Origin of the sequence: Listeria floridensis FSL S10-1187 (assembly GCF_000525875.1) — a bacterium.
Taxonomy (GTDB): Bacteria; Bacillota; Bacilli; order Lactobacillales; family Listeriaceae; genus Listeria; species Listeria floridensis.
Map to the genome: position 1 here is coordinate 1 of NZ_AODF01000021.1, position 26,583 is coordinate 26,583.

Annotated in this window: 25 protein-coding genes, 4 pseudogenes and 1 riboswitch; of the genes and pseudogenes, 20 read left to right on the forward strand and 9 right to left on the reverse strand. The window is 41.0% G+C overall.

Annotated features, from left to right (window positions below):
• Nucleotides 1–32 precede the first annotated feature (32 nt).
• The 11 genes and pseudogenes from MFLO_RS16020 to MFLO_RS08865 all read left to right on the forward strand — a co-directional run bounded on the left by MFLO_RS16020 (nucleotide 33) and on the right by MFLO_RS08865 (nucleotide 8,673).
• Nucleotides 33–236 (forward strand): hypothetical protein, encoded by a 204-nt coding sequence (locus tag MFLO_RS16020; RefSeq protein WP_036097583.1) that lies wholly within the window; start codon nucleotides 33–35, stop codon nucleotides 234–236.
• A 218-nt stretch (nucleotides 237–454) separates the two neighbouring features.
• On the forward strand, nucleotides 455–1,840 hold the full coding sequence (locus MFLO_RS08825; protein WP_241433603.1) for an amino acid ABC transporter substrate-binding protein/permease: 1,386 nt from the start codon (nucleotides 455–457) through the stop codon (nucleotides 1,838–1,840).
• Nucleotides 1,837–2,565, forward strand: coding sequence for an amino acid ABC transporter ATP-binding protein (locus tag MFLO_RS08830; protein ID WP_036097585.1), 729 nt, complete (start codon nucleotides 1,837–1,839; stop codon nucleotides 2,563–2,565). The genes MFLO_RS08825 and MFLO_RS08830 overlap by 4 nt, the downstream gene beginning before the upstream one ends.
• 223 nt (nucleotides 2,566–2,788) lie before the next feature.
• Nucleotides 2,789–2,935 carry an Lmo0850 family protein gene (locus MFLO_RS15840; protein WP_173400578.1) on the forward strand — a complete coding sequence of 49 codons (147 nt, stop codon included), beginning with the start codon at nucleotides 2,789–2,791 and terminating at the stop codon, nucleotides 2,933–2,935.
• 172 nt (nucleotides 2,936–3,107) lie between these two features.
• Nucleotides 3,108–3,880: pseudogene (locus MFLO_RS08835) on the forward strand (hypothetical protein).
• 84 nt (nucleotides 3,881–3,964) lie between these two features.
• Nucleotides 3,965–4,523: pseudogene (locus MFLO_RS08840) on the forward strand (TetR/AcrR family transcriptional regulator).
• A 14-nt stretch (nucleotides 4,524–4,537) separates the two neighbouring features.
• Entirely contained in the window at nucleotides 4,538–4,873 is a 336-nt protein-coding gene (locus tag MFLO_RS08845) for a DMT family transporter (RefSeq protein WP_036097587.1), read from the forward strand.
• Nucleotides 4,873–5,193 (forward strand): DMT family transporter, encoded by a 321-nt coding sequence (locus MFLO_RS08850; protein WP_036097588.1) that lies wholly within the window; start codon nucleotides 4,873–4,875, stop codon nucleotides 5,191–5,193. Before MFLO_RS08845 ends, MFLO_RS08850 begins: the two co-directional genes overlap by 1 nt.
• Nucleotides 5,194–5,396: 203 nt before the next feature.
• Complete coding sequence (locus MFLO_RS08855; protein WP_036097589.1) at nucleotides 5,397–6,509, forward strand: D-alanine--D-alanine ligase; 1,113 nt, start codon at nucleotides 5,397–5,399, stop codon at nucleotides 6,507–6,509.
• Nucleotides 6,510–6,569: 60 nt separating this feature from the next.
• On the forward strand, nucleotides 6,570–7,943 hold the full coding sequence (locus MFLO_RS08860; protein WP_036097591.1) for a UDP-N-acetylmuramoyl-tripeptide--D-alanyl-D-alanine ligase: 1,374 nt from the start codon (nucleotides 6,570–6,572) through the stop codon (nucleotides 7,941–7,943).
• 40 nt (nucleotides 7,944–7,983) lie between these two features.
• Entirely contained in the window at nucleotides 7,984–8,673 is a 690-nt protein-coding gene (locus MFLO_RS08865; protein ID WP_036097592.1) for an alpha/beta hydrolase, read from the forward strand.
• A gap of 45 nt (nucleotides 8,674–8,718) precedes the next feature.
• Here the strand turns inward: MFLO_RS08865 and MFLO_RS08870 are convergent, their stop codons facing one another.
• Nucleotides 8,719–9,552, reverse strand: coding sequence for an ROK family protein (locus MFLO_RS08870; protein ID WP_162148152.1), 834 nt, complete (start codon nucleotides 9,550–9,552; stop codon nucleotides 8,719–8,721).
• Between the two features lie 160 nt (nucleotides 9,553–9,712).
• On the opposite strand from MFLO_RS08870, the gene MFLO_RS16025 reads away from it, so the two are divergent.
• Nucleotides 9,713–9,985 carry a MurR/RpiR family transcriptional regulator gene (locus MFLO_RS16025; RefSeq protein WP_206538326.1) on the forward strand — a complete coding sequence of 91 codons (273 nt, stop codon included), beginning with the start codon at nucleotides 9,713–9,715 and terminating at the stop codon, nucleotides 9,983–9,985.
• Nucleotides 9,966–10,460, forward strand: coding sequence for an SIS domain-containing protein (locus MFLO_RS08875; protein WP_206538327.1), 495 nt, complete (start codon nucleotides 9,966–9,968; stop codon nucleotides 10,458–10,460). The genes MFLO_RS16025 and MFLO_RS08875 overlap by 20 nt, the downstream gene beginning before the upstream one ends.
• On the opposite strand, the gene MFLO_RS08880 is transcribed toward MFLO_RS08875, so the two are convergent.
• The gene (locus tag MFLO_RS08880) at nucleotides 10,457–11,812 is read right to left on the reverse strand and encodes a PTS sugar transporter subunit IIC (RefSeq protein ID WP_036097593.1); all 1,356 of its coding nucleotides are present in this window, start codon (nucleotides 11,810–11,812) and stop codon (nucleotides 10,457–10,459) included. The genes MFLO_RS08875 and MFLO_RS08880 overlap by 4 nt on opposite strands.
• Nucleotides 11,812–13,269, reverse strand: a pseudogene (locus MFLO_RS08885) (glycoside hydrolase family 1 protein). Before MFLO_RS08885 ends, MFLO_RS08880 begins: the two are co-directional and overlap by 1 nt.
• A 540-nt stretch (nucleotides 13,270–13,809) precedes the next feature.
• Between MFLO_RS08885 and cshA the strand changes: the two are divergent.
• Together cshA and gad are read left to right on the forward strand one after the other, a co-directional pair.
• Nucleotides 13,810–15,303: a degradosome RNA helicase CshA gene (cshA, locus tag MFLO_RS08890; RefSeq protein WP_036097594.1), complete on the forward strand. Its 1,494-nt coding sequence runs from the start codon at nucleotides 13,810–13,812 to the stop codon at nucleotides 15,301–15,303.
• 103 nt (nucleotides 15,304–15,406) lie between these two features.
• Nucleotides 15,407–16,802 (forward strand): annotated as a pseudogene (gene gad / locus MFLO_RS08895) (glutamate decarboxylase).
• A gap of 49 nt (nucleotides 16,803–16,851) precedes the next feature.
• Here the strand turns inward: gad and MFLO_RS08900 are convergent.
• From MFLO_RS08900 to MFLO_RS08910, 4 genes are all read right to left on the reverse strand, one after another.
• Entirely contained in the window at nucleotides 16,852–17,580 is a 729-nt protein-coding gene (locus MFLO_RS08900; RefSeq protein ID WP_051993576.1) for a DUF981 family protein, read from the reverse strand.
• A 157-nt stretch (nucleotides 17,581–17,737) separates the two neighbouring features.
• On the reverse strand, nucleotides 17,738–20,128 hold the full coding sequence (locus MFLO_RS08905; RefSeq protein ID WP_051993577.1) for a YhgE/Pip domain-containing protein: 2,391 nt from the start codon (nucleotides 20,126–20,128) through the stop codon (nucleotides 17,738–17,740).
• On the reverse strand, nucleotides 20,061–20,417 hold the full coding sequence (locus MFLO_RS14680) for a YhgE/Pip domain-containing protein (RefSeq protein ID WP_241433604.1): 357 nt from the start codon (nucleotides 20,415–20,417) through the stop codon (nucleotides 20,061–20,063). The genes MFLO_RS08905 and MFLO_RS14680 overlap by 68 nt, the downstream gene beginning before the upstream one ends.
• 103 nt (nucleotides 20,418–20,520) lie before the next feature.
• Nucleotides 20,521–20,934, reverse strand: a complete 414-nt coding sequence (locus MFLO_RS08910; RefSeq protein WP_241433602.1) for an RrF2 family transcriptional regulator — start codon at nucleotides 20,932–20,934, stop codon at nucleotides 20,521–20,523.
• A gap of 172 nt (nucleotides 20,935–21,106) precedes the next feature.
• A riboswitch (PreQ1 riboswitch) is annotated at nucleotides 21,107–21,153 on the forward strand.
• Nucleotides 21,154–21,160: 7 nt separating this feature from the next.
• On the opposite strand from MFLO_RS08910, the gene MFLO_RS08915 reads away from it, so the two are divergent.
• Nucleotides 21,161–21,640, forward strand: a complete 480-nt coding sequence (locus MFLO_RS08915; RefSeq protein ID WP_036097596.1) for a QueT transporter family protein — start codon at nucleotides 21,161–21,163, stop codon at nucleotides 21,638–21,640.
• 269 nt (nucleotides 21,641–21,909) lie between these two features.
• On the opposite strand, the gene MFLO_RS16845 is transcribed toward MFLO_RS08915, so the two are convergent.
• Together MFLO_RS16845 and MFLO_RS08920 are read right to left on the reverse strand one after the other, a co-directional pair.
• Nucleotides 21,910–22,008, reverse strand: a complete 99-nt coding sequence (locus MFLO_RS16845) for a type I toxin-antitoxin system Fst family toxin (protein WP_149023011.1) — start codon at nucleotides 22,006–22,008, stop codon at nucleotides 21,910–21,912.
• Nucleotides 22,009–22,270: 262 nt separating this feature from the next.
• Entirely contained in the window at nucleotides 22,271–22,768 is a 498-nt protein-coding gene (locus MFLO_RS08920; protein WP_036097597.1) for a hypothetical protein, read from the reverse strand.
• Nucleotides 22,769–22,888: 120 nt separating this feature from the next.
• On the opposite strand from MFLO_RS08920, the gene MFLO_RS08925 reads away from it, so the two are divergent.
• From MFLO_RS08925 to MFLO_RS08940, 4 genes are all read left to right on the forward strand, one after another.
• Nucleotides 22,889–23,371, forward strand: coding sequence for a PH domain-containing protein (locus MFLO_RS08925; protein ID WP_036097598.1), 483 nt, complete (start codon nucleotides 22,889–22,891; stop codon nucleotides 23,369–23,371).
• A complete protein-coding gene (locus tag MFLO_RS08930) occupies nucleotides 23,364–24,848 on the forward strand; it encodes a PH domain-containing protein (RefSeq protein WP_036097600.1) in 1,485 nt (494 codons plus the stop codon). Before MFLO_RS08925 ends, MFLO_RS08930 begins: the two co-directional genes overlap by 8 nt.
• A gap of 238 nt (nucleotides 24,849–25,086) precedes the next feature.
• Nucleotides 25,087–25,881, forward strand: coding sequence for an amino acid ABC transporter substrate-binding protein (locus tag MFLO_RS08935; protein ID WP_036097602.1), 795 nt, complete (start codon nucleotides 25,087–25,089; stop codon nucleotides 25,879–25,881).
• Nucleotides 25,868–26,575, forward strand: a complete 708-nt coding sequence (locus tag MFLO_RS08940; protein ID WP_077913205.1) for an amino acid ABC transporter permease — start codon at nucleotides 25,868–25,870, stop codon at nucleotides 26,573–26,575. Before MFLO_RS08935 ends, MFLO_RS08940 begins: the two co-directional genes overlap by 14 nt.
• Nucleotides 26,576–26,583: the final 8 nt, after the last annotated feature.

A 26,583-nucleotide genomic window follows, 5' to 3' on the forward strand; every position in this document is an offset into this window, starting at 1 on the left:
AGTTGAAGTAGAGAACGCTACTCTCATCAAAAGTGATTGCTGAACGGATTGATAAAGCTTATGAGGAGAAGCAAAAAGCCTTTTATACAGAAGCCAAAAAATATTTGGATACTTTTCTCGGACAATTGATTGAAGAAGAAAACTTTACTGGGCGCCGTTTATTTCAAGTTCAGACAGAAAAAAATCAATTTCAAAAAAAGCTATCAAAACCCATATTCAGTGGAAGCGATGAATAATCGCCATTTTTTGACAGTTACTTCGGTAGCTGTTTTTTTCTACTTTAAAATAGGCATTCGCAAGCGGTTGCAAAAACTTATCGTAAATAATTATGGTCAATAACCTTGCCTTATGGTAAAATGCTAAAGGTGAAGTTTTTGAAACTCACAATGTAATTTTTCTAGATAGAACAGGGGAGAGAATAGTGAAACAATTTAAATTTTTAGTACCATTACTTGTGCTCGCTGCGATTTTGTTAGGCAGTTTCAGTTCGCCTGTAAACGCAGCAGCAAAGCATTATGAAATAGCGACAGACGAAACTTTTGCACCGTTTGAGTTCCAGAACAGTAAGGGTGATTTAATCGGTATCGATATGGATATCTTAAAAGCAATAGCGAAAGATCAAGGCTTTACATATACAGTCAAACCAATGGGTTTCAATGCAGCTGTTCAAGCACTTGAGGGTGGACAAGTTGATGGCGTAATCGCCGGTATGAGTATTACGGATGAACGTAAAAACAAGTTTGACTTTTCAGAGCCTTATTTTGATTCAGGTGTTGTTATGGCGATTAAAAAAGATAATAACAGCATTAAATCATATGAAGACTTAAAAGGTAAAAAAGTGGCTGTAAAAACAGGAACAGAAGGCTATGCATTTGCTGAAAAAAATAAGGATAAATATGGCTATACACTAGTTCCGTTTGATGATTCTGCGAGCATGTATGAAGATGTAAAAGGCGGAAACTCAGCGGCTTGTTTCGATGACTATCCTGTTTTAGCATATGGTGTGAAACAAGGAAATGGGTTAAAAATCGTAACTGAAAAAGAAAGTGGAGGTCAGTACGGTTTCGCGGTTAAAAAAGGTGAAAATAAAGAGCTACGCGAGGCATTTAATAAAGGTCTTGTCAATATCAAAAACAGCGGTGAATATGAAAAAATCTTAGACGAGTATATTGGTTCAGATACGAAGGCAGATACATTTTGGGATACACTAATGGCGAGTATGCCATCACTCCTTCTTGGACTTTGGAATACGATCAAACTGACTGTGATCTCTCTCGTCTTTGCAGCAATTCTCGGACTTTTGTTCGGGTTCCTTAAAGTAAGCCGCAGTAAGTGGCTCCGAGGAATCGCAACCGTTTATGTAGATGTTTTCCGAGGTATTCCACTAATTGTTTTAGCCTTTTTCATCTACTTTGGTATTCCGCAAGCATTCAATTTCCGAATGGATCCAAGTGTGGCGGCAGTTATCACGCTCAGTCTTAATGCAGGAGCCTATATCACTGAAATCATCCGAGGAGGTATCCTTGCGATCGATAAAGGGCAGATGGAAGCGGCGCGCTCGCTAGGTCTCCCGTATGGCACTTCAATGCTGAAAATTATTTTACCACAAGCTGTCCGGGTGATGGTTCCGTCATTTATCAACCAGTTTGTTATTACGCTAAAAGATACATCAATCATGAGCATCATTGGGATTGTAGAGCTCACACAATCTGGAAAAATCATCATTGCTCGTACCTTTGAAACATCCGGCATTTGGCTAGTTGTTGCGATTATGTACCTGATTGTTATCACAGCACTTACAAAACTTTCGAATGTCCTTGAAAGGAGACTCGGCAAATGACAAAATTAAAAGTAGCAAATCTCAAGAAAAATTTTGGCACAAATGAAGTGCTTAAAGACATAAATCTAGAGGTTTCAGAAGGCGAAGTCGTCTGTCTGATCGGTCCGTCCGGCTCTGGGAAAAGTACGTTTTTGCGATGCTTAAATCAGCTCGAGGAGATTACCGCCGGTGAAGTAATTGTTGACGACTACAATTTAACAGACAAAAAAACCAACATCAACAAGGTTAGGGAAAATATTGGAATGGTCTTCCAACACTTTAATCTCTTTCCACACAAAACGGTGCTTGAAAACATTATATTTGCTCCGGTCGAACTAAAAAAGCGCTCAAAAGAGGAAGCTCGTGAACTTGGAATAAAACTTCTTGATCGAGTGGGATTGAAAGAAAAGGCCGACAGCTATCCAAGTGAACTTTCGGGCGGACAAAAGCAACGTGTTGCTATTGCGAGGGCGCTTGCAATGGGACCAGATATCATGTTATTTGACGAACCAACATCTGCTCTTGATCCTGAAATGGTAGGAGAGGTCTTGAATGTAATGAAAGATCTTGTAAAAGAAGGAATGACAATGCTTGTTGTCACACATGAAATGGGATTTGCTCGTGAGGTTGGGGATCGTGTAATCTTTATGGATGGCGGCTACATTGTTGAAGACGGGACGCCAGATGAAATTTTTGACCGTCCAACTCATGAACGAACAAAGAGCTTTTTAGATAAAGTGCTATAAAATTTGACCTGTTTTAGAAAGCAGGTTTTTTTTGTATGTTTAATTGATTTTTGATCAAAAGTAAGGGTTTTCTTTATTCTGAGTTATTTAATCAAGATTAATCAAATAATATGTTAAAAAAAGGTATTTTTATAGTAAGTTTTATGTTAAAGTAAGTGTAAAGAGAGAAAACGCTTCAACAATTGAATGAAAACTAATTTCTTGAAACGGAGTGATTGAGAAGATGAAGGAAAACCGAAATGAGATGGATAAGGTTATTCAAAATCTCAAGTTGGAAGGAATTACTGTTGAAAAGACAAAGTCGCGCAAGGAGATTTGGCAAAAACTTCAGGTTAAGCCAATGCCGAAAGTGGAGCTTAGTCTGCGTTAATAAAACAAAGGGTCTCTGAGGGAGCAAATTGCCTCTGAGGCCTTTTGTTTTGCTTGTCATCAGAAAGTAATTAAGTTTTGATTTTATTGTTATACAATTCAGTACAAAATGGTGTATGATAAAATATATAGCATTTTAAAGCAAAATTTGTGAGAAAAATGAGGCAGAGTTGATGAAAAGAGAACCATTAAATCAAAAGTCGATCTACATTCATATGGATAGCGTGATTAATAATGTCGTGACGAGCGGCATTACTTTTTGCGATTTTATGCAAGGAGTTCCAGCTCCGCCAGATAATATTTTATTAATCAAGCATAAATTCAAGGACACATCTTATAATGCGCACACAGCATTTCACTACTTGGACTCGAGCGATTTAAAAAATGCTTCGAAATGCACCACTTATTAAATTTCAAAATTTTTTGTTGGATTGATTTTGAAGATCTTGAGCTTGTGAATCAGCTGTCTCCTCAAGAAGTGGCAGAATTGCTTTATCTGGCGCACACTGGGAGACATTTACGATCGCCGTTTTATTATAAGCTTCAAAATAACTTTGTCTATTTAACAAAAAAAGACGGACGCTATAATAAAGTTTATTATCGTAATATGAATCATTTCTATACAGTGCTAGGACAGACGATTGCAAGAAAAACAGAAGAATTGATTAACGAAAAATCATTTTTGTCTCTGAATCGTAAAAAAGCAGTTGTTGCACCGCCAAGTGATCTTTTAAAGAAGTTGGCTCCTTATTTTAAAGAAGGTGCATGCATCGCTTTTGCTCATGCTGAGAAAACACGCACTCAAATTAAAGTTCCAATCGGTATTGATCTCGAAGAAGACATGTCGGAACTTGAAATTTCATTGGAAGATTTAGACTATCGTAAGGTTGTTGCCGAACTTATTTATGATTTAAAACAATCTGGGTGGATATACATTGAGAAATAGATCAAAAAAGGCTTTACATTTGATCTATTTTTTGTTATATTTAACCTAACGAACGTTAGTTAATTGATCTGAGGAGGTCATTAGATGTCTAAAGAAAGCTTGAAACAAGCGGCATTGATTTTGTTTTCTGAGAAAGGCTACGATGGAACAGCTTTATCTGAAATTGCGAAACAAGCGGGAATCAAAACCCCTTCAATCTATGCACATTTTGAATCAAAAGAGGCTCTCTACCTGACGATATATCGGGAAGTCATTCAGACTGAATTAGCGAATTTAAAACACAAGAAGCGGGAAGACTACGATACAACTGAAGATTATTTAAAAGCTTTTTTTTATGAAGCAACTGATTTTGAGAAAAATCCTGAAATCCGGCGTTTCTTTCAGAGGTCAATCTATTATCCACCCGTTTCGCTGAAAGAAAAAATGATCGAGGAAATGAAAAATTATGAGCAATTGACATTTGATAAGATTGGTACGTTGCTCGATGAAGTAACGCAAGACGAGACAAAAAAAAACACGCTGGATTAATGTGTTTTACGCTTTACTTGATGGCCTTGGAATTGAACACGATCTCTACGATCTAGCTGAATTTGAAAAAAGAAGAAATTCAGCTTTTGAAACATTAGTTTTACTACTAAAATAAAGGAGAAGATGACAATGGCTTGGTTTTATTTAGTTTTGGCCGGACTTTCAGAAATCGTCTGGGCATTTGGTTTAAAAGAATCGCATGGTTTCACTATTCACAGTTACAGTTTGCTTACAATCGTTTTCTTGATTATTAGTTTTGGTTTGTTCGCAAAAGCAATGAAGGCTATCCCAATTGGAACGGCCTATGCTGTTTTTACTGGAATTGGAGCGGCAGGAACCGCTGTTGTCGGAATAGTATTTTTACATGAACCGGCAGGCTTATTTAAAATTATCTCACTTATTGTACTGGTTTCAGGAATTATTGGATTGAAACTTGCAGATGATGGAAAGGAAGGGGAAAGCTAATGGCTTGGGTATATTTGATTATTGCTGGTCTTTGTGAAATGAGTTTCGTTGTCACAATGAAGCTGTCTCATGGGTTTAAAAAGTTAGGCTATTCAATCATTACGATTTTATTTATGGCCTGTAGTTTCTTCTTATTATCACATGCGCTTAAAACGATCCCGATTGGAACAGGTTACGCGATTTGGACAGGAATAGGGGCGGTTGGAAGTGTTCTGATGGGCATGTTTTTCTTTAAAGAAAAGAAAAGTGTCATGAAAATTTTCTTTATTGCAATGATTGTGGCTGGTGTAGTTGGTTTGAAATTAACTTCTGGTGCTTAATGAAAAGAGCGCGGCAAAAGCAGTTTTGATGTGGGACAAAAAAGTCTCTTCCAAAAAAAGTTTTTGCCACGCTCTTTTTTTGTTCGAATTTCGTTCAAAGCACATATTTTTCTTCAAACCAGATTTTTATATAGAAATTCCTTTTAATCTACTGGAAACATGGTAAAATAGACTACAGAAATGCAAGAATCCGGAGGGATATCATGAAAACTAAATTAGTTTTACTTTACGGCGGAAAATCTGCTGAACACGAAGTTTCGCTTCAAACAGCGCTTTCTGTCATTAATGCACTTGATTTAAATAAATTTGAAGCTCTGCCCGTTTACATAACGAATGACGGTGAGTGGGTTCAAGGCCCAGAAATTACTCATAAATTAGAGTTTGCTGATCAGTTGCGTTTTTCTGCGGAAGATAAATTTCAATTGGCAGAAAAAGTGGAGGAAGTTTCAACTGGTTTTGGAATCAGTCCAGCAGAAGTTACAGAAAACCATGAAAATACAGTGGTATTTCCATTACTTCATGGTCCAAATGGTGAAGATGGAACCGTACAAGGGTTGCTTGAAGTTTTGAATGTGCCTTACGTAGGGAACGGTGTACTTGCTTCGGCTGCTGCGATGGATAAAATTGTGATGAAAAAAGTTTTTGCAGATGCGGGGATTCCGCAATTGCCGGCTGTAGCAGTACGTGCGATTGACTGGCGCAACTATCGCGATGAAATGGTTGCTGATATGGAAACTGCGCTTGAATATCCTATGTTTGTCAAACCGGCAAATCTGGGTTCGAGTGTCGGTATCGGTAAAGCCGAAAATCGGGATGGACTTTATGCGGCTATGGATGAAGCCTTCCTCTATGATCGGCGTGTGGTGGTAGAGCAAGGGGTTGTCGCTCGCGAAATTGAACTTGCTGTACTTGGAAATGATATGCCAGTTTGCTCAGTTCCTGGGGAAATTCTTCCGAAGGGTTCGAAGGCAGTTTTTTATGATTATAAGGCGAAGTACCAAGATAATGATACGACGCTTGTTATTCCGGCTGAGGTTAGTGAAGAAGTGGAAAATAAATTGAAAGAATATGCAGTGCAAGCCTTTTTGGGACTAGATGCAAGCGGTCTTGTTCGTGCAGATTTCTTTGTGACCGATAAGAATGAAATTTATTTGAATGAAGTGAACACGATGCCGGGCTTTACGCCTGTCAGCATGTATCCACTTCTTTGGCAAGCAAGCGGTTTGCCGTATGATAAATTGATTGAACAGCTGGTAGAACTTGGGCTGGAACGTTATGAAGCGAAAAGCCATCTCAAATATCGCTTAGAAGATTAAATACAAGAAAAGTAGTTTGATTCAGTTCAAACTGCTTTTTTCTGGAAAGTAGGAACGAAATTGAAGAAAACGCTTTTGGAAATCGCACAACTCGTTTCCGGTACATTGAATGATGTTTTGTTTGGCGAAACGGAAATTACTGGAGTTTGTTTTGATACGCGTCAGCTTGAAGACGGTGACTTATTTATTCCATTTGTAGGAGAAACGCGGGATGGGCATTCGTTTGTTAGGGGAGCTGTTGATGGGGGCGCGGCTGCAAGTTTTTGGCAAGCCGATATCCCGAATCCGCCAAGCGATATTCCGCTTGTGATTGTTGAAAATAGTGCGCTTGCGTTCGAGACATTTGCTGCAAAATATTTGGCTGAGGTAGCGCCGAAAGTGATTGCGATTACTGGGAGCAACGGGAAAACAACGACGAAGGATATTACACGGGCAATCATTGGAAGTCGCTACAAGGTGCACGCGACAAGTGGAAATTTTAATAATCATATTGGGCTTCCGTACACAATTTTGTCGATGCCAGATGATACTGAGGTTGCGATTCTTGAAATGGGAATGAATCACCGACATGAAATTGAGAAATTGACGCGGATCGCGGAGCCAGACTTGGCGATTATTACGAATATCGGCGAGGCGCATATTGAATACCTTGGTTCAAGAGAGGAAATTGCGAAGGCGAAACTTGAAATTACGCTTGGATTGAAACAAGATGGCATTTTAATTTATCCACAAGATGAGGTGTTGATTGAACGTCATTTGCCAAATGGCGTCAAAACGGAAACTTTTGGAAAAACGGGCGATGCGGATATTTATCCGCTTGAAATTCATACAGAGATTGAAGGGACTCGCTTTATCAGCAGTCTAGATCCAGATACGGAGCTTGTGGTACCGATTATTGGGGAACATAATGTGTATAATACGATGGCAGCGCTGCTTGCAGCGCGTGAGCTGGGTATTGATGTGAAAATGGCAGCTACGGCACTTACGGGAATGGAACGTTCGAAAAATCGGTTAGAATGGCTCAAGGCTCCTCGAGGAACGCGCATTTTAAATGATTCCTACAATTCCAGCCCAACCGCTTTAAAAGCGGTTTTAAACACCTTTATGCATATGGACGCGAAGGGGCAGAAAAAAGTGGCTGTAGTAGCAGATATGCTTGAGCTCGGTAGCGATTCGGAGCGGTATCACCGTGAATCAGGTGCTGTTCTTGAAGCTCGGAGTATAGATGAAGTATTTGCATATGGGGAAGCAATGCACGCTTTTGTGGAAGCGGCAGCAGCAAAAATCGGCGCGGAGCACGTGCACTATTTCAAGACAAAGGACGAGCTTGAAACTGCGCTTTTAAATAATCTAACTGGAAATGAATGGGTTCTTTTTAAAGGTTCTTACGGAATGGGCTTGAAAGATGTCGTAGAAAAACTTATGATAGGGTAATAGCAGTTGATTGATTATAAAACAGGAGTTGACTATCAGAATGGTTGCATGTTTGTGTATACATGGCTATACGGGCACGCCGGATGAAATCAAACCGCTTGCAGACTACTTACGGGCACATACGGATTGGGATGTATTAACGCCGACTCTTCCCGGGCATGATAATCCGCATCATCTTCGTAACGCTACGTATGAAGATTGGATTATTTTCATGGAAAGTATTTTGACGCAATTGCTTAAGGAAGATGAGGAAGTTTATTTGATCGGCTTTTCGATGGGCGGGCTTCTCGCAGGATGGCTGACGCGTCATCATCCTGAAGTGAAAAAACTGGCGCTTTTAAGTACATCTGTCAATTATCTTGACTGGCCGAACCTCGTTGTAAGTAAGGAACAGTTGTTTGTTGAAGTAAAGGATGACAGCTTAGAAAATAGTTCGGTATTTGGACGTTATTTTAAGAAGTTTACGGATGTCCCAAAGCAATCTAAGGCACAGCTTGCGAAAATGGTTGCACAAGCTAAACCTGTTTTTGAACATATTGAAATTCCAACTTTTATCGCACAGGGCGGTATGGATGCAGTTATCCCTCCGAAACAAAGTATTGATTTCTTGATGGATACGATTCCAGCGGCAAAAGAGCTGTTTGTGCTGGAAGAAGCCGGACATTTAATTTGTCAGGATAAGGATAATCAAATTTTGTTTGAAAAATTGTTAGCTTTTTTGAAGGAATAAAGAAACTTTGAAAAAACCGAGCGGGCTAGGATGCCGCTCGGTTTTTTAGTGAGACTGAAAATTTAAGTAGTGGTGGTAAGCACCAAGCAAGTTGGCATTGTTCCCAAGGCTACTAAGTGTCACATTCGGTTGCACGGTTTCAAGCAATTCTTCGAGCGGTTTAAGCGGAGTTGTCAATTTGTTAAGGCTCCTCTGGATATAGTCAAGCAACACAGATTGACTGCTTATTCCCCCGCCGATTACGATTTTTTCAGGGTCAAGAATAGCTTGGATGTTCCAGATTTGTGCAGCAAGCGCATCGGTGAAGTTTTGTAAGATGGTCGAGGCATCGGGATCGTCATTTTGAATCGCTTCGAAAAAGGCTTCGCCGGAAGTCTCATTCAGCGAAATTTGTTTTGCGGCGGCGAAGGGCCGCAAAAGGGCTTCAATGCCATTTTTGACGGCAAGGAAGTCAGGTGTTTCTAAATCTGTACTTGTTTTTATGAGCGATAATTCGCCAGCTGAATGGTGGAAGCCGGATAGAATTTTTCGACCGATCATGACGGCACCGCCAACGCCCGTTCCAAGGACGATCATTGCGGCGCTTTGTTCGGTTTTCAGGTTGCCGCAAAACATTTCTCCGGCAAGTGCCGCTTTGGCATCGTTTTGCACGGCAACGGGCACTCCAAAAAAGGAGCGGTAAAGTTCTAGGACACTTTGACTGCGAATAAAGCGTAGCGAACCGCCGTGAAGCGCAAAGCCGGAAGCTTCATCAATTACTCCAGGCATAGACACGGCAACACCCGCAATTTCATCAATTTGGTTTAGGTAAATTCTAACGAGTTCTTCCTGAAAAGCGTTTAAGGTTTGAGGGGTTTTAATTTTTTTTGACGGGCCCAAGTTCGCCGCCACAGACAACACCATATTTGATAAAAGTGCCGCCGATATCGAATGTGAGAATGTTTGTAGTCATTGGTAGTCCCTCCTTTTGGAACGGTTTACTTCTTTTTGTATTTCCACTATAATGAATGGAGTAATTTTGACAGGAGACGGTTTAAACATGCTTGAAAAAATAGCAACGATTAGAAATTTATCGGATTCTGATGAAGCTTTGCGGAGTTTTGTGTTTAAATATCCGGAAAAGGCATCGACCTGCTCGGCACGCGCGATGGCTGCTGCAATTCCCTGTTCGCCTTCTACGGTAACTCGTTTCGTAAAAAAATGTGGTTTTCATGCGTACCATGATTTTCAGCTGTACATTAAAAATGAAGTGAGTGAAATAATGGAGAGCAGTATGACGGGTCACGTTTTTTTTGGAACGGATTTTTGTTGATCAAGTTTTTGACGGAAATATTTATAAAGATATCGGACGTGTCAATGAAGCCTTTTTAAAAGCGGATTGGATTTGTTGTATTGGAATGGGTTCGTCTGGAATTATAGCGGATTATGCTGCACGTAAATTGAATACAATCGGTTTTAAAGCGATTTCTTCCAACGAACCGTATGCACCGATTTTAAGGCGGCAAATCAATGAGCCGAATAATGTGCTGCTGCTTTTTTCGACATCTGGCGAAACGCGAGAATTGATTGAACTTGTTCGGCTTTTAGAGCCGTATCAAAAGACTGTGATTAGTATGACGAATTCAAAGGAAAATACGCTTGCCAAGCTTTCGACGATTAATTTATCTTACTACACGGCCAAGCAGCGTCTAACGTATAATTTTGATTTGTCTTCGCAAATTCCAGTGGTTGCATTGATTGAATATTTGATTGCTTATTGCTATAATTCGCAAACAGCAGAGGATTAATCCTCTGCTGTTTGTGTGTTTTCGCGGGCAAGTTCTTGTTCGGTTTCATATTCTTTGCGATCTGCAACTTTAAAGAACGGATACCATGTCAGGATATTGATAATCAGCAGCACGATAAAGACTATCAAGAAATTAAAACCGCCTTTTAGGAACATTACGATTGGTGCCGGAGTTGTAAAGGGCATTGCGATCAGCGGATTGTAAGCTGAGAAATCAAGGAACGACATCATTGCCCAAGCAGTTCCGCCCATCAAAATCGGCGAAATAACCATCGGAATGAAGAAATACGGATTCAGCATGAGCGGCATCCCAAATATCAATGGTTCGTTAATGTTGAATAATACGGGCGGACCAGCAAGTTTCAAGAGCTGTTTATAGCGGGCAGATTTGGCTCGGAACATTGAAATTGCAAGTCCATATGTCGCGCCTTGTCCGCCGAACCCATTTCCACAGACGTAAGAAACAATAGCCATTGCCAGGTACGGTAGCTCTTGATGATGCTGAAAAGCTACCATGTTTGCCGTCATATTCGCTGTCAGCATTGGCATGACAACACCATAAACCATGTTCGGATGGATACCGAAGAACCAAAGCAGATTGGCGATTGTAAAAATAAGGATGATCGCAATCGGCGAAGCAGTCAGGTTTTGCAGTGGAAGCTGAACGAGCGTGGAAATAAAGGTGAAGATACTTTCAAACGGTGTGTAAGAGAAAAGAACTCGTACGATGAAAAAGATGGCCAAGATAATGCCTGAAAGTATAGCTGGACTAAGTGATTCTGATACGTTTTTTGGAACGGAGTCTGGCATTTTGATCGTAATATTTTTCTTGACGAGGAAGCAGTACAGGAGGCCAACAATATAGCCGACTAAGATGGCAACGAAGAGACCGGAACCTCCTGTATAAAGGGTTTGAAAAGCTTCGATATTTGTACTGGATTTGATAAGAGCTTTGGCTGGAAATTCGGTGACATTTTTGCCAAGTACAAAAGTTTGAATTGATTGCGGCATGAGTAGGAAAAACGAAGCAATCCCAAGCAAGCCAGCAGGAAGCGGATCACGACCGTCTTTTTTGGCATAGACGTAAGCAAAGTTAAAGGCAACGTAGACGGAAAGTAGATTGATTGTTGCTCCAAGTGCGGCATTGAAATGCGCAGTCAATCCTGTTTTCGCAAGCAAATTAATCCAAGCAGGAATCGGGAAGTTGCCGATAATCATCAAGAGGGCAACGCCAAGTGTGATCGGAGTTGTTCGCATGAAAGCTTCTGCAAGAGCACTGAAAAACTTGCTGCGGTTCATTCGAGAAGCGACTGGGCCAATAAATTTATTTAAAAATCGTTCAAGTGTTTCCATTAGTCATTCTCCTTTTTTGTTAAGCTAGCGCCATTTGTGTCAATTACATGCTGATACCAATAAAAGCTGTCTTTTTTATAGCGGGCGAGTTGTTTTTTTCAGAAGTTTCATCTCGATCCACATAAACGAAACCGTAGCGTTTTTGATAGCCGTTCAGCCAGCTAAGCAGATCGGTAAAGCTCCACGAGCAGTAACCTATGACGCGTACGCCATCTGTGATCGCTTCCTGTACTTGAATCAAGTGTTGTTTTAAATATTCAATCCGGTAAGCGTCATGAATTTCGCCGTCTTCAAGCTTATCATACTCACCAAGTCCGTTTTCGGTAATCAAAACGGGAAGGTTGTAGCGGCTTTCGATAATGCGAAGCGCGTGCCGAATGCCGACTGGGTCGATCGTCCAATCCCAGTTGGTTTGTTCAAGGTATGGATTTTTAACAAACTTGGATATAAATGGGATTTCTAGCTGCTTGCTTGTACCTTTTTTGCCGGAGGTATTCATCTCGACACTCCCTTTTAAAACAGCGTCACTACTTTTTTTTTACGGTTGACGATTGGTAGTAATTGAGCCCGATAAAGTCTGGTTTTCCAGAGGCTAAAAGAGCATTGTCAGCTTCACTCGGATTTTCCATCCTATTTTCTTCAACAAGTCGCTTTAGGACGGTTCGCGGATAGCTTCCTTTTGCATAGACATCAAGCCAGAAGTATGCCATCAGTTCTTCTGTATCCAGTTTTGCAATGTTATTTTCGGGATCAGAATTATAGGCGTAAACGGGACCGAAATTAAAACTTGGACCGATCATTCCTGGGTAATTACCTTCTCGAAAAGTGGCAATGGCTGAAGCATTTGCAAGGTTAGCATGATGGTTTGCGAGAAGCATTCGTTTGCGGTCCTTTACTGCAGGCGGATGAAGGCCAAGCAAGTATCCATGAGTAATGAACACGTTTTGCTCATTTAAAGATACCCAGTATTTTACACGGTCGCTATATGCATCAAACAGCACTTTCGCATATGCTGTAAAATCAGCTATGATGCGGCGTGATTCAAATCCGTTGTATTCGTCTTGCAAGGCTTGCGGCAAGTCCCAATGATAAATCGTTACCACGGGTTCAATGTTGTGTTTCAGCAGTTCGTCAATTAGTTCGCTGTAAAAATCTAAACCGGCTTGGTTCACTTCGCCATTTCCATCTGGAATAATACGCGACCATGCGATCGAAAAACGATAAGCCTTCAAGCCTTGCTCGGCCATTAGCGCTACATCTTCGCGAAAGCGGTGATAGTGATCGACAGCGATATTACCGTTTGTATTTTTGAAAGTTGTGCCTGGTTCTTTGACAAATTCATCCCAAACGGACGAGCCTTTTCCGTCTGCTTCATGTGCGCCTTCAACTTGGTATGCAGCTGAGGCGCTTCCCCAAAGAAAGTCTTGCGGAAAATTGTCCAATTTACTATGTTTCATCGTAATTCCTCACTTCGTTGATTTTTAATACACGTTCATCATAGTCGATAGGGAAGTAAAATGTAAGCGCTTTTCTTGTTTGTGCAACGCGTTTCAGAAAGATGAAACAGTCTTTTGCCGTTTGAATAAATAGAACTCTATTTTTTAAAAAATTAAAGTTTTTGTGGATTTCCGTATGTTTGAATACGCTTTCTTATTTTTATTCGCAAAAACATTCTAAAAATCGGCTTTTCAATTTGAAATCAATTCTTAGTCATGTTATTATGAGTAGTGGATGTTTATTAGGTTTTGATAGCTAGCCTAGTGAGAATGAGGGCTTTTTTTTATTTTATGCGTCGGAATTGTGAGTTTCATTACGATTTTGGAAGATGCACATTGGTGAGTGGTTCGCGTGCGAACTGCAATTTATTAGCCAAATAAAATGAAAGTGACGAATTCATTTTCATTTTTTATTAGGTCATTAAAGATTCATTATGAAAGCGTATGATGAAGAATAAAGCTCTCCTGCCAAAACTTTTAAAGAATAAAGGAGAAATGACATTGACAAAGTTTTCAGAGTTTGGTCTGGACGAAAAAATTGTAAAATCAGTTAAACGAATGGGGTTTGAAGAGGCAACACCAATTCAAGAAAAAACGATTCCGATCGGTCTTGAAGGAAAAGACTTAATCGGGCAAGCACAAACTGGTACTGGTAAAACTGCTGCTTTTGGATTGCCGATGATTCAAAAAATTGATCAAAAAAATCAAAACGTGCAAGGCTTAATTATTGCACCAACACGTGAGTTAGCCATTCAAGTTTCAGAAGAACTTTACAAATTAAGTTATGACAAGCATGTTCGCGTGCTTGCAGTTTACGGCGGATCTGATATTAGTCGTCAAATTCGTTCGCTTAAGAAAAAACCACAAATTGTTGTAGGTACACCAGGACGAATTCTTGATCATATTAATCGCCGTACGTTGAAACTCGATCATGTTGAAACGCTTGTACTTGACGAAGCGGATGAAATGCTTAACATGGGCTTCATTGACGATATTGAATCAATCTTGAAGGAAGTTCCTGATGAGCGTCAAACATTGCTGTTTTCAGCGACAATGCCTGATCCGATTCGTCGCATTGGTGAACGTTTCATGCACAATCCAGAACTCATCCGGATTAAAGCAAAAGAAATGACGGCTCTTCTAATTGAACAATTCTTCATTAAAGTTCATGAAAAAGAAAAATTTGATGTATTAAGCCGTTTGCTTGATGTACAATCCCCAGAGCTTGCAATTGTATTTGGACGGACAAAACGTCGTGTTGATGAGCTTTCACGAGCTCTTGATATGCGCGGATATGTTGCAGAAGGAATTCACGGTGACTTGACACAAGCGAAACGGATGAGTGTACTGCGTAAGTTTAAAGAAGGAAAAATTGATGTTCTTGTAGCAACTGATGTTGCTGCGCGTGGACTTGATATTTCTGGTGTGACACACGTATATAACTATGATATTCCACAAGATCCTGAAAGTTATGTTCACCGAATCGGTCGTACAGGACGTGCAGGAAAAGAAGGCATGGCAATTACTTTTGTCCAACCGCGCGAAATGGGATACTTGCGTACTGTTGAACAAACAACGAAGAAAAGAATGCAGCCGCTTAAGCCGCCGACTTGGGATGAAGCTTTTGCTGGACAACTGCGTGTTGCAACAGAAAAAATCACTGAAATTATTACAGAAGAAAATCTAGCTGATTATAAAGCGGTGGCAAGTGAGCTGCTTGAAAATTATGATGCATCGGATATTGCAGCAGCAATGCTTAAGATGCTTGCAAAAGAACCGGATCAAACACCAGTTCATATCACAGAAGAACGTCCGCTTCCTGCGCGTTACGGCGGTAAAGGAAAAGGCGGCGGTGGCGGCAACTATCGTGGTGGAAAAGGCGGCGGATACCGTGATCGCAACAATAGTGGCAAAGGTCGCCGCGGTTCTGGCAGCGGTTCGAGAGATCGTCGCGGAAATGGCGGAAAAGGCAACTATTCGAAGAAATCGAAATAAGTATGGTGAAAAACCGTTCCAACTTTAGTTGGGAGGGTTTTTTTTGTTTGGAAGAACGTACAAATGGGGTAAGGAATGCTAGATATAGAAAGAAGGGGATTTTATGCTTTATGGAGAAAATGATAAGAAAACTAGCCAAAACTACTCGGTTCCAATTTTCGGTTCAGCAGAAGAAAACCGCGATATTCCTAAATATCGACTAGGAGAAACATCCGTCGAACCACGAATTGCTTATCAGCTGTTAAAAGACCAGCTGATGGATGAAGGGAATGCCCGGCAAAACCTAGCTACTTTTTGCCAGACATACATGGAACCAGAAGCGCGGCGTTTGATGGAAGAAACACTTGAAAAAAAATGCAATCGACAAATCGGAATATCCGCAAACAGCTGAAATTGAAAATCGTTGTGTGAATATTCTAGCGGATCTATGGCATGCGAAGGAAAATTATATCGGAACCTCAACGGTTGGATCAAGTGAGGCTTGTATGCTTAGCGGGATGGCACTCAAGTTTAGATGGCGTCATTTAGCGGAAGCGAGGGGAATCAATGTAAACAAGCAAAAACCAAATCTTGTGATTTCATCGGGTTATCAAGTGTGTTGGGAGAAATTTGCCGTCTATTTTGATGTTGAGTTACGGGAAGTGCCAGTTGATCCGAGACACTTAAGTTTGAATCTAGAAAAGGTTTTGGATTTCGTGGATGAATACACGATCGGAATTGTTGGGATACTGGGTATTACATATACTGGGAAATTTGATGATATTAAAGCGTTAGACCGTTTGGCTGCAGATTATAATGCTCAGCACGAGCATCAGCTCGTGATCCATGTGGATGCAGCAAGTGGGGGAATGTTTGCACCGTTTACGAATCCCGAGCTCGAATGGGATTTCAGGCTCGAAAATGTAGTTTCCATTAATACTTCTGGACATAAATACGGACTGGTTTATCCAGGCGTCGGTTGGGTGGTTTTTCGGGACACCAAATTTTTACCGCAAGAATTGGTTTTCAAGGTGAGCTATCTCGGAGGCGAAATGCCGACAATGGCCATCAATTTTTCACGCAGTGCCAGTCAAATTATTGGGCAGTATTATAATTTTATTCGGTTCGGGAAGGCCGGGTACAGAGAAATTCATGAACGGACGAGGAGTGTGGCACTGTTTCTTGCGGAGGAATTGCGGAAAACAGGATTGTTTGAGGTCTTGAATGATGGCGAAAACTTGCCGATCGTTTGCTATAAGCTGAAAGAGACGAGCCATGTTAAATGGACGCTTTATGACCTTTCGGACCGTCTTTTAATGCGAGGCTGGCAAGTTCCGGCCTATCCGCTTCCGCATGATATGGAAGAGGTCGTGATTCAGCGCTACGTGTGCCGAGCAGATCTCGGACACAATATGTCGAGCGAGTTTGTTGCGGATTTGCATGAAGCGATTAAGGAACTTGACCAAGCGCATATTTTATTCCATGATGGGGATGTAAAAACATATGGATTTACACATTGATAAAAAGCAGCATTCGGAGGTTTAGAAAAACTTCCGGATGCTGCTTTTATTAGTTCATTGTATGAACGATCAAACCGATATGAGTAAAGTAATTCATCACGCCGAATAGAACAAAGATGATTCCAGCAATCAACCACAGTATTTTGACCGTTTTTACAAGGCCTAGTGGTGGTGATTTTTTGAGAATGAACGGGAAAAGTGTAGCTCCGATACCGGTTATGGCATAGAGCAAGGAAATGAAGCTTGCTTCGACCATTGGATAGTCGGCGAGGAGACCGGAAATCGGTTCTTCTTTAGGTGCAGCGAAGAGCTGGAAGGTAACGCCTGCGATACCAATTGCGATCAAAGCAAGTCCCATCGCGGCACCGAAATAGGAAATCGGTTTAAGCAGCCCAGGTAAATCTTGGCTGAGACGTTCGGAAATCAATTTCTCGTTTTTAACATCGAGTTTTTCTTCTCGCAGATAAAAGCTATTGCGGCGGTGAAGCAAGTAAGCAGCGGCAAGAAGCAGGATACCGAAGGCGAGAACGGGTTCGCCAAAAATAATATCGTCGAACGGGAAGCCAATTTTTGAAAGCGGCCAAGTAAGCGTCATATGAGCGCCGGTTAATGTCAAAATAATCCCCGGAATAGCGAAGCCGACAACCCAGCTATCTAAATACCCAATTTCTCCTTTTTGTAATTTTTTACCAAACTGCAGAATCAAAAGAAGTGCAATCCCTGTTGCAACAGACATGATCGTATTGTAGACGGCTGTATGAGACCAATCAATTGTCATTTCTGTGAATCCCCCTTTTTCATGTATTCGCTTACAACTATAGCACCGTCTGTGAGAAAAAGCTGTGCTTCTGTTTTGAGAAGGCAAATTAGTTGAAATGAAAAACGACCCGATTCGGCTTTTCTTACCAAATCGGGTCGTGAAATTTGATTTCGTTTTATTCGCTAATCAGCGTTTGATTATCGACTTTGAAGCGTTTGTTGCGACGCAGATACATCGTTCCGATCAAGAGTCCGTTAACAACCACGAAGATCAAGAAGAGAATGAGTGAGCTATGCGTGTAAACAGAAGTTCCGATACCAGATGAGATTGCTTCTCTAAATCCGTAAACCGAATAGCTCATCGGCAAGAACGGATGAAGCGCGTTAAAGAAGCTGTTTGTAAGAGGCATTGGGAATGTTCCTCCTGCTCCGCCGAGTTGCAAGACGAGCAGAACCATTGCGATGAAACGGCCTGGGTTTCCAAAGCTCATGGCAAGGAACATGACGATGAACATGTAGGCGAGCGATGTCAGGATGGAAATCAAGATGAATTCAGCCATGTGATCGACACCAAGTCCTAATAGAAGCATGATTCCGTCAAGGATGAGAGCTTGGAGCACTGCTGCGACAAATCCGATTGAGAATTTGCTGAACCACCAAGCAAGTCCGCTTGTCGGCGTCATCGAAGGACGGCGAATTGGGAAGATGAAGTTGAATACAAGAGCACCCACATAAAGACCAAGTGAAAGCACATAAGGAGCTAAACCATGCCCGTAGTTAGGGACTTCGCTCAATTTTTCTTCCGAGAGCTTCGTTGGACTTGCGAACATCTCATATGTCTTGTCCGAAGCTTTTGTATCGTTCACTTGATCCGCTCCGTCTTTTAGTTTACCGGAAAGTTCATTTGCTCCGTCATTAACTTTTTCAAGACCTGTTCCAAGTGTAGTTGAGCCATCAGCCAGTTGTGATGCTCCGTCGCTGATTTGACCAGCTCCGTTAGCAAGAGCAGGTGCGCTACCGTTTAATGTACTTAAGCCATTTGCAAGCGCATTTGTACCGCTACTTAACTGTGGCAACTTACCAGCAAGTTGATTTAGTCCGCCATTTACTTGAGCGGCACCATTTGCAAGTTTACTGCTTGCTCCGTTTAACGCATTGTTATTTCCAGAAAGCGTTTGGAGTCCGCCGTTTAAGCCGGTAAGTCCATTGCTTACTTGTTTTGAACCATCATAAAGTGCACCGACACCGCTTGAAAGAGCAGGAACAGAAGCTTTTAGCTGACCTGAACCAGCAAGCAGTTTGCTACTTCCGCTTTGAAGCTCGCCGAGTGCCGCAGAAATTTGATTGAATTTTGTCAAAGTAGCTCCAGTTTTATCGATTAGCGTGTTCGTACCATCCGCAAGAGCAGGTACTCCAGCATTAAGCTCGAAAATAGCAGCAGCAACATTGTTTGTACTTGCTTTCAGTTGTGTAATACCAGCTGTAATTTGATCAAATGCAGCCGTTTGCTTGTCACTGACTTGTTTTGCTCCGCCTTTCGCACCAGCCTTAGCGACCGCAATAATTTGTTGTGCTTCCTGAGAAGATGTATTGATTCCGGCTTGTTTTATTGCTGCATCAACGCCGGCATCAATTGCTTGGTCATAAGACGCATTGCTTGCTTCTAATGCTGAAACACCTTTTTGTAAACTTTGCAGTCCTTGAGTTAAGTTGTTTTGATCAATATTTTGTGTTGAAGTTACAGAAGAGTTCACCTTGCTGTTAAGCTCGTTTAGTGAAGACTCTACCTTGTTAATACCATCTCTTAGATCTTTCAAATTTTTCTGTTGCTGAGGAGTACTGCTTTCTTTAATACCGGCATCAACGCTTGCTTTCAATTGTTTAAGGCCAGAATCCAACTGTGAAAGCCCGCCGTTAAGCTGAGTTACCCCCGATGAAAGCGCAGGAACTTTACTTTGAACAGCCGCAAGACCTTCTGTCACTTGACTAGATCCCGGAGCAAGTTTTGAAGCTCCATCAGCAGCTGAACTTACACCGTTTGTATAAGTTTGCAGTTTCGAGTTGAACAAATTTTCACCGCTGCTTAATGTCGCAGTACCGCTCGCAAGTTGGTTCGTTCCCGAAACAGCCTGACCGACAGCTACATTAATTTCAGAAGCACCGTTGTCGAGCTTGCCGATAGCATCTGTAGCCGTTTTTGCACCGTCTTTAAATGTTAATGTGCTGGATGCAAGTTTGTTAAGACCTTCTGAGATCGTCGTATTTCCATCTTGCAGTTTTTTCGTTCCATCGTCGAGTTGTTTTGCACCGTTTGCTGCTGTAGTCATTCCTTTACCGACTTCTTTTATTTGTGAAAAGACCGTCTTCGCGTATTCTTGTGTCACACTGGTTGCCACTTGCGATTTTAGTTTGTCGGCACCTTGCTGTGTAACCACCTCACCGATGTAGTTTTGTGAAGGGTTGATTTTGTAGGATAAATTCATTTTTTTCGGATTGGTGTCAAGCAGAGTTGAAGCGTTTTTTCGAAAAGTCTTTTGGAATTGTAACGACCATGAAATATTTTCCATCGTCAAGTCCTTTTTCCGCATCGCTTGCTTTTACAAAATGCCAATCTAAATCTTTATTTTCCTTCAGGTTTGAAACAAGTTCATTCCCAACATCAAGCGTTTTTCCGGAGTAATCGACTTTTTCATCTTGATTAACGACAGCAACAGGAAGATCTCCTGTTTTGCCATAAGGATCCCATACCGATTTTAAGAAAAATGCTCCATATAAAATCGGAATAAATAAAATAACAATCGAAGAAATCAGCAGGATTTTATTATGTGCCAACCGTTTCCATTCGTTTTTTAGCATGTTCACTGTTTAATCATCACCAATCTAAAAATGTATTTCTGGATGAGCTTCATTCCAGTTTGTAAGCGGAAGCTCATCTTGACCGAGCGTCTCAAGAAGCAGATCAGCCACAGTCTGTTTTTTTAAGTATTTTTTTCCAAGCATTATCAGCCTCAGAAAAAGCATTGTTTACAATTTTCTCTCCCTTTGAAGCCATGCTGCCTTCGTGAATATCCGCGAAGACTGTTCTAATCAACCCCGTGTTTGGGTATGACGCCAGATCGCTTTCGACCGCTTCGACAATTTCAAGCAGGGTAATGTCTTTAGGATTTTTGGCAAGAGAGAACCCGCCATTGTTGCCTGAAACCGACCGAATAATGTTTTGCACAACTAATTTGCGCATAATCTTCTTAAGGTAAGAAGAAGAGACTTGAAGGCGCTGGCTAATCGCATCTGAGGCAAGTGGTGCCATATTGTCTTGCGTCGAAAGCAGCGTAATAATACATACAGCTTGTTCCAAACTCCTAGTCAGTTTCATCCAATTCACCTCGCTTTTATGACTAGCGTTTTCTTTAGAGATAGCAATTATCTATTATGGACATTTATTGTCTATGTTGATTATAAACCTATTTCATGAAAATGCAAGAAAAAAAATTTCAACAAAGAGACTTTTCTTTCTGAGTAAACTAAGCTATAATAATATGATTTTAAAAAACGTAGTTCGAAACCATCCTACGTAAAAAAAAACTAGGGAGAGATTAATAATGAAAATGAAATGGATTACAGTGAATGCTATTGTAGCAGCGCTTTATGTGATTCTTGGCTTTTTAGTGCAGCCGATAGCTTTTAGTGCAATACAATTTCGCATTCCAGAACTTTTTAACCATCTGATTGTCTTTAACAAAAAATACTTTTGGGGCATTATTCTTGGCGTTTTTATCACAAACTTATTTTCGCCGCTCGGCTGGTATGACCTTGTATTCGGTGTAGCGCAGTCCGCTGTGTCAATTGCCATTATGTTTGTTGTAATGCGCTATGTGAAGGGAACCATACCACGCATGATTGCCAATACGCTTGTGTTCTCGCTAACGATGTTCATTATCGCTTACGAACTTCATCTTGCTTTCGGATTGCCATTTTTCCTCAGTTGGCTGACTTGTGCTATAGGAGAAGTCGTAGTGATGGGAGTTGGCATTCCAATTATGTATGCGATCAATAAACGTTTAAAGCTTGATTCAATATAATAAGTACGAGCAGGAATCCGAGAAGAGGATTTCTGCTTTTTAGTTTGACACTTTTCGCTTGATGAAGAAAAAATGCATCGTTATAAAATTGGGAAATATTGTCGCTTCTGAATATGCCTTTAAGAAAACCAACGACTTTCCCATTTCAGTTGCCTTTCCTCCTCCCAACTGTTATAATGTAACTAGGAATATTAATCAATTTGACGCAAGAAAGCCCCGAGTCCGCTCAAGAATCTCGGGGCTTTTATTATGGTTAGAAATGATGTCGTCTAATTTTTATTGCTGCGATTTTCTAACCAGTACTTGTAAGTAACTAAAATAGTGCCGACAAGAATCGGAGCAATAAGGCTGGAATAAAGTATAATCAATTTGACACACCTCCCCTCATACTAGAACGATACAAATCATTCCTCTGAGGCTTGACGACATGCTAAGTATAACAGGCGAAAATAGGGGAGTAAACAAGAATCGGCAAAATAGTATTTTTCTCATATTTAAAGGATTTTGAAGACGTAATCAAGGAAATATCTATCTAAAAGCTACTTTAACGTGAAAAAATTAACCGAGCATTTGAAATAATCGTTTTACATCAAAAAAGCAGAATTCTATCATTAGAATCCTGCTTTAAACTTAGTCGTTATCGGTTTGTTTAATATCACGAATTGGTGCTAAAACTTTGAGCCGCACGTGTGAAATTTTTTTTTGAGGCTTTCCGGGATGAAGGCCTGATACTGTGATGATTAGTGATACTGTTGTTTTATGTCCACTTTCATCAATGGCTACTAGCCTCAATGAGTTTTCACCATTTGAAAGGTCGTCCAAAAAGATTCGGTGTTGTTCACTATAATCTGTTTGATGCGCTTTTCCATTCGAAGCTGTATAGTAGATTGAGCTCATTGTGCTTGTTTCAAAAGAAAGTTCAACTTGGTTGTGTTCGTTCACAACGACAAGTGGTGTTGAGATAGTATAGTCATCAAGCAAAAACAAACCTGATAAATCATCTGAATCTTGATTCGTACTCACAACTTCTATTTCAGGTGTAGCACTTGCAAAAGCAAGTGGCACTAGCAGATTTGATGCTGCTAAAATCAGCATCGCAACGATTAGTTTAATCCATTTTTCTCGCATTTAACCGCCTCCGCACTTCTTATTAATTCTATCTTACCACGAAATTATGAACAAAAGATGAACTGAAACCATTTTCTTCTGCAAAAAAATAAAGTATGATAAATGAAAAAGGAGGACATTATGGAACTTACAAATTTAGAAAAGAAACTCCCTGAAAAAATCAAAATTGTTTGGCGGATTTCTTACGGTATTACTGGATTGATACTCCTTTTGTTTGCAATCGGTCTTGCGATCACCTTTGCAGTAACAAAAGTCAGCTTATGGTTTAGTACAATTGGTTTTGCGCTCGTATTAGTCTATTTTATCTTTATATATGCCTTTATTATTCCATTTCGTTGGAAGCGTTGGAGCTATCAAATCCGTCATGATGAAATTGAAATCCAGCATGGTATTATTTTCAGGAGTCGCGTGTTAATCCCGATGATTCGCATCCAACATATCGAAACTTCGCAAGGACCGTTATTAAGACGTCAGAATCTCGTAGAACTTTCGATCACGACTGCGGCTGGCGCGAAAGTGATTGAAGCCGTTGAGGCCACGGAATCCGATGAACTGCGTGAACATATTCTTGAGCTTGTAAAGGTGGCGAAAGAAGATGTATGAAGAACGTAAACTTCACCCGATCGCTTTAGTCAAAGAGATCGTTGTCAATTTTCGCAAAAATGTGATTCCGATAATCGTTGTGTTGTTTTCGATTTTTCAAGGCTTGCGACAAAGTGCGATGCTCGGAATGTGGCTTTTGCCGATTTTGGTTGCGTTGTTAATTTTGCTGATCCTTGCACCAGCAGTAATTAAGTACTTGACGTACCGCTATAAACTTGATGAAAAAGGGCTGCGTGTAAAATACGGCTTATTTTTCCGTAAAAATATCTACATACCATATGAGCGTATCCAAACCGTGCAGCAAAAACAATGGTTTTTCTATGTACCGTTTCACGTTGTTCAAATCTTGGTTGAAACCGCAGGAACAAGCGGAAAAGCCGAAGCCGATCTTAGTGCTGTTCCAACGAGTACGGCTAAAGAACTTAAAGACTTGCGAGATGGAAAAAAAGCCGAGATTGAAAAAACGTCTGAACCAGACTTGGCGAAATCGGACCCGTTTGCTGTTCCGAAAAAAGACGAAGATGCTATCCGAACGATCGAGTTGAAAACAAAAGAGCTGCTTTTAATGGCTGTCACATCGGGCGGAGTATTCGGTGGTTTTATCATCCTGATAGGTGTCTTGTCGCAATATCAAGAGGCAATTCCGCGTGAATGGCTTGAAGAAGGAATCAATCAAGCCATCCGCCTTGGCATCGTGTTATTCGTAATCGCCGCAATCCTGCTTCTCCTCATTCTATGGGGTATCTCGATTCTTGCGACATTATTCCGCTTTTTCCAGTTCAAGCTGAAGCAATTCGATGACCACCTTGTGATTGAAAAAGGGCTGTTTGAACGCAATACGACGACAATCAAATTCGATCGCATCCAAGGCGTCGTTTTGATAGAATCGCCATTTCGCCAAATGTTGAAACTAGCGAGTATCAAGCTGATCACTGCTGGGAGCTCAGGCGACAGAGAACAATCAGGCGACATTCTCCTGATTCCAATCATGAAAAAACAAGCAGCCATCGAAACATTGCATCAAATCTTACCGAACTATCACTTCGAAAGAGAAACGATCCAGTCACTGCCCAAAAAGAATCGAGCCAGATTTCTTTTCATCTACTTGGTGTGGACAGTCTTGCCATTTCTTGCCGCTACGCTTTTATTTTTCCCATATGGTTTAATTGCTGTCATTTTGCCGATTTTAGGGGGATTGAAAGCTGTAGCAAGCTTTCGTGCAACAGGTTACAGTTTTAGCGAACAAACACTCCTGCTGCGTTCGCGTCCTGCTTTTTCAAAGACTACCTATTTAATTCGGAAAGAACGAATCCAGTCAATGAATGTGAAGCGAAGCATTTGGATGGAGCGTACGAAAACCAACCACCTTCATGTGGCTTTGAAATCTGGAAACTCCAGTTCCACACCATTTTTACGCTATTTAACCGGATCGGGAGCGAAAGAGTTATATGATTGGTATCGGCCGAATCACGATTAACTGTCTGCAACTGCAGGCAGTTTTTTTGTCTTCGCAAAAATAAAAAATAGTGCGAATATAGTGACTTACCCAAAGTAAGCATGTTGCTTGCAAAAAAACAGCTTCTCCCCTAAAATAGACAAAGCATAGCAGGTGCAGCAAAATTCACATGTTGCGGCTATTAATCCTTCTTAATTCATCGGAATAATGCGTTTTGGTGGGTTTTGAGGAAAAAACGAAATAAAAGGAGAACAAAAACATGAAAAAGATACTAGCTCTTTTACTGACGTCGGTGATCGCGGTGGTGCTTGCGGCCTGCTCGAGCGGAGATTCAAGCTCATCTAAAGAGAATGAGATGACGAAAATTGAAAAATCAGGAACGATTACGGTTGGGACAGAAGGTACCTACCGCCCGTTCACATTTCATGATGAAGATACGAATAAATTGACAGGGTTTGATGTAGATGTTGTTACAGAAATTGCAAAACGCCTTGATTTGAAAGTTAAATTTGAAGAAACACAATGGGATTCAATGTTTGCAGGGCTGAATGCCTCTCGCTTTGATGTGATTGCCAATCAAGTTGGAATTAACAGTGAACGTGAAAAGAAATATGATCTCTCGGAACCATATTCTACAAGTACAGCTGTCATTGTAACGGCAAAAGACAATGATAAGATCAAAACGATGGCGGACTTGAAAGGCGTAAAGGTTGCACAAAGTTTGACAAGCAACTACGGGAAAATCGCCCAAGAAGCAGGGGCTGATATTCAATCGGTTGACGGTTTGTCACAATCACTTACGCTCATTAAACAAGGACGGATCGACGCAACGGTGAACGACAAACTTGCGGTACTTGATTATATGAAGGAAACGGGCGATACAAGTGTTAAAATTGCAGCTGAACTGGATAAAGAAACAAGTAGTAGCGCATTTGCTTTCAGAAAAGATACAGGAATTAAAGCGAAGTTTGATAAAGAATTGACAGCAATGAAAAAAGACGGGACGCTGAAGAAAATTTCCGAAAAATGGTTCGGACAAGATGTTTCTAAATAATTCTCTTTTAATCGGCGCGGTTTCATTTAATAATTTGAACTATGATGTGCTGAAAGAAGCGTTTTGGCCCATGGTGAAAGGCGGGATCATGTATACGATCCCGCTTACACTTTTATCCTTTGTTATCGGGATGGTGATTGCGCTTGTGATTGCACTTTTCCGTCTTTCAAGTTCAAAAATTGTGCGTGGAATCGGCCGCTTTTATGTTTCGATTATTCGCGGGACACCTCTTATTGTGCAGCTATTTGTGATTTTTTATGGGCTTCCAACGATCGGACTTAAATTTGATCCGTTTCCGGCAGCGGTGATTGCCTTCTCGCTTAATGTAGGTGGTTATGCAGCTGAAATTGTACGGGGATCGATTCAATCGGTGCCAAAAGGACAATGGGAGGCTGGCTATACGATCGGGATGAATTATTCGCAGGTCTTGTTTCGGATTATTTTACCGCAAGCAGCACGGGTTTCAGTTCCGCCGCTTTCTAATACGTTCATCAGTTTGATCAAAGATACATCGCTTGCCTCGCTTGTGCTCGTTTCTGAACTCTTTCGGAAAGCACAGGAAATCGCGGCTACAAGTTATGAGTTTTTGCTTGTTTATGTGGAAGCAGGGCTCTTATACTGGCTTGTCTGCATGCTGCTTTCGGCTGTTCAAGGACGGCTTGAACGGAGACTGGATCGCTACATTGCGAAGTAAGGAGGAAA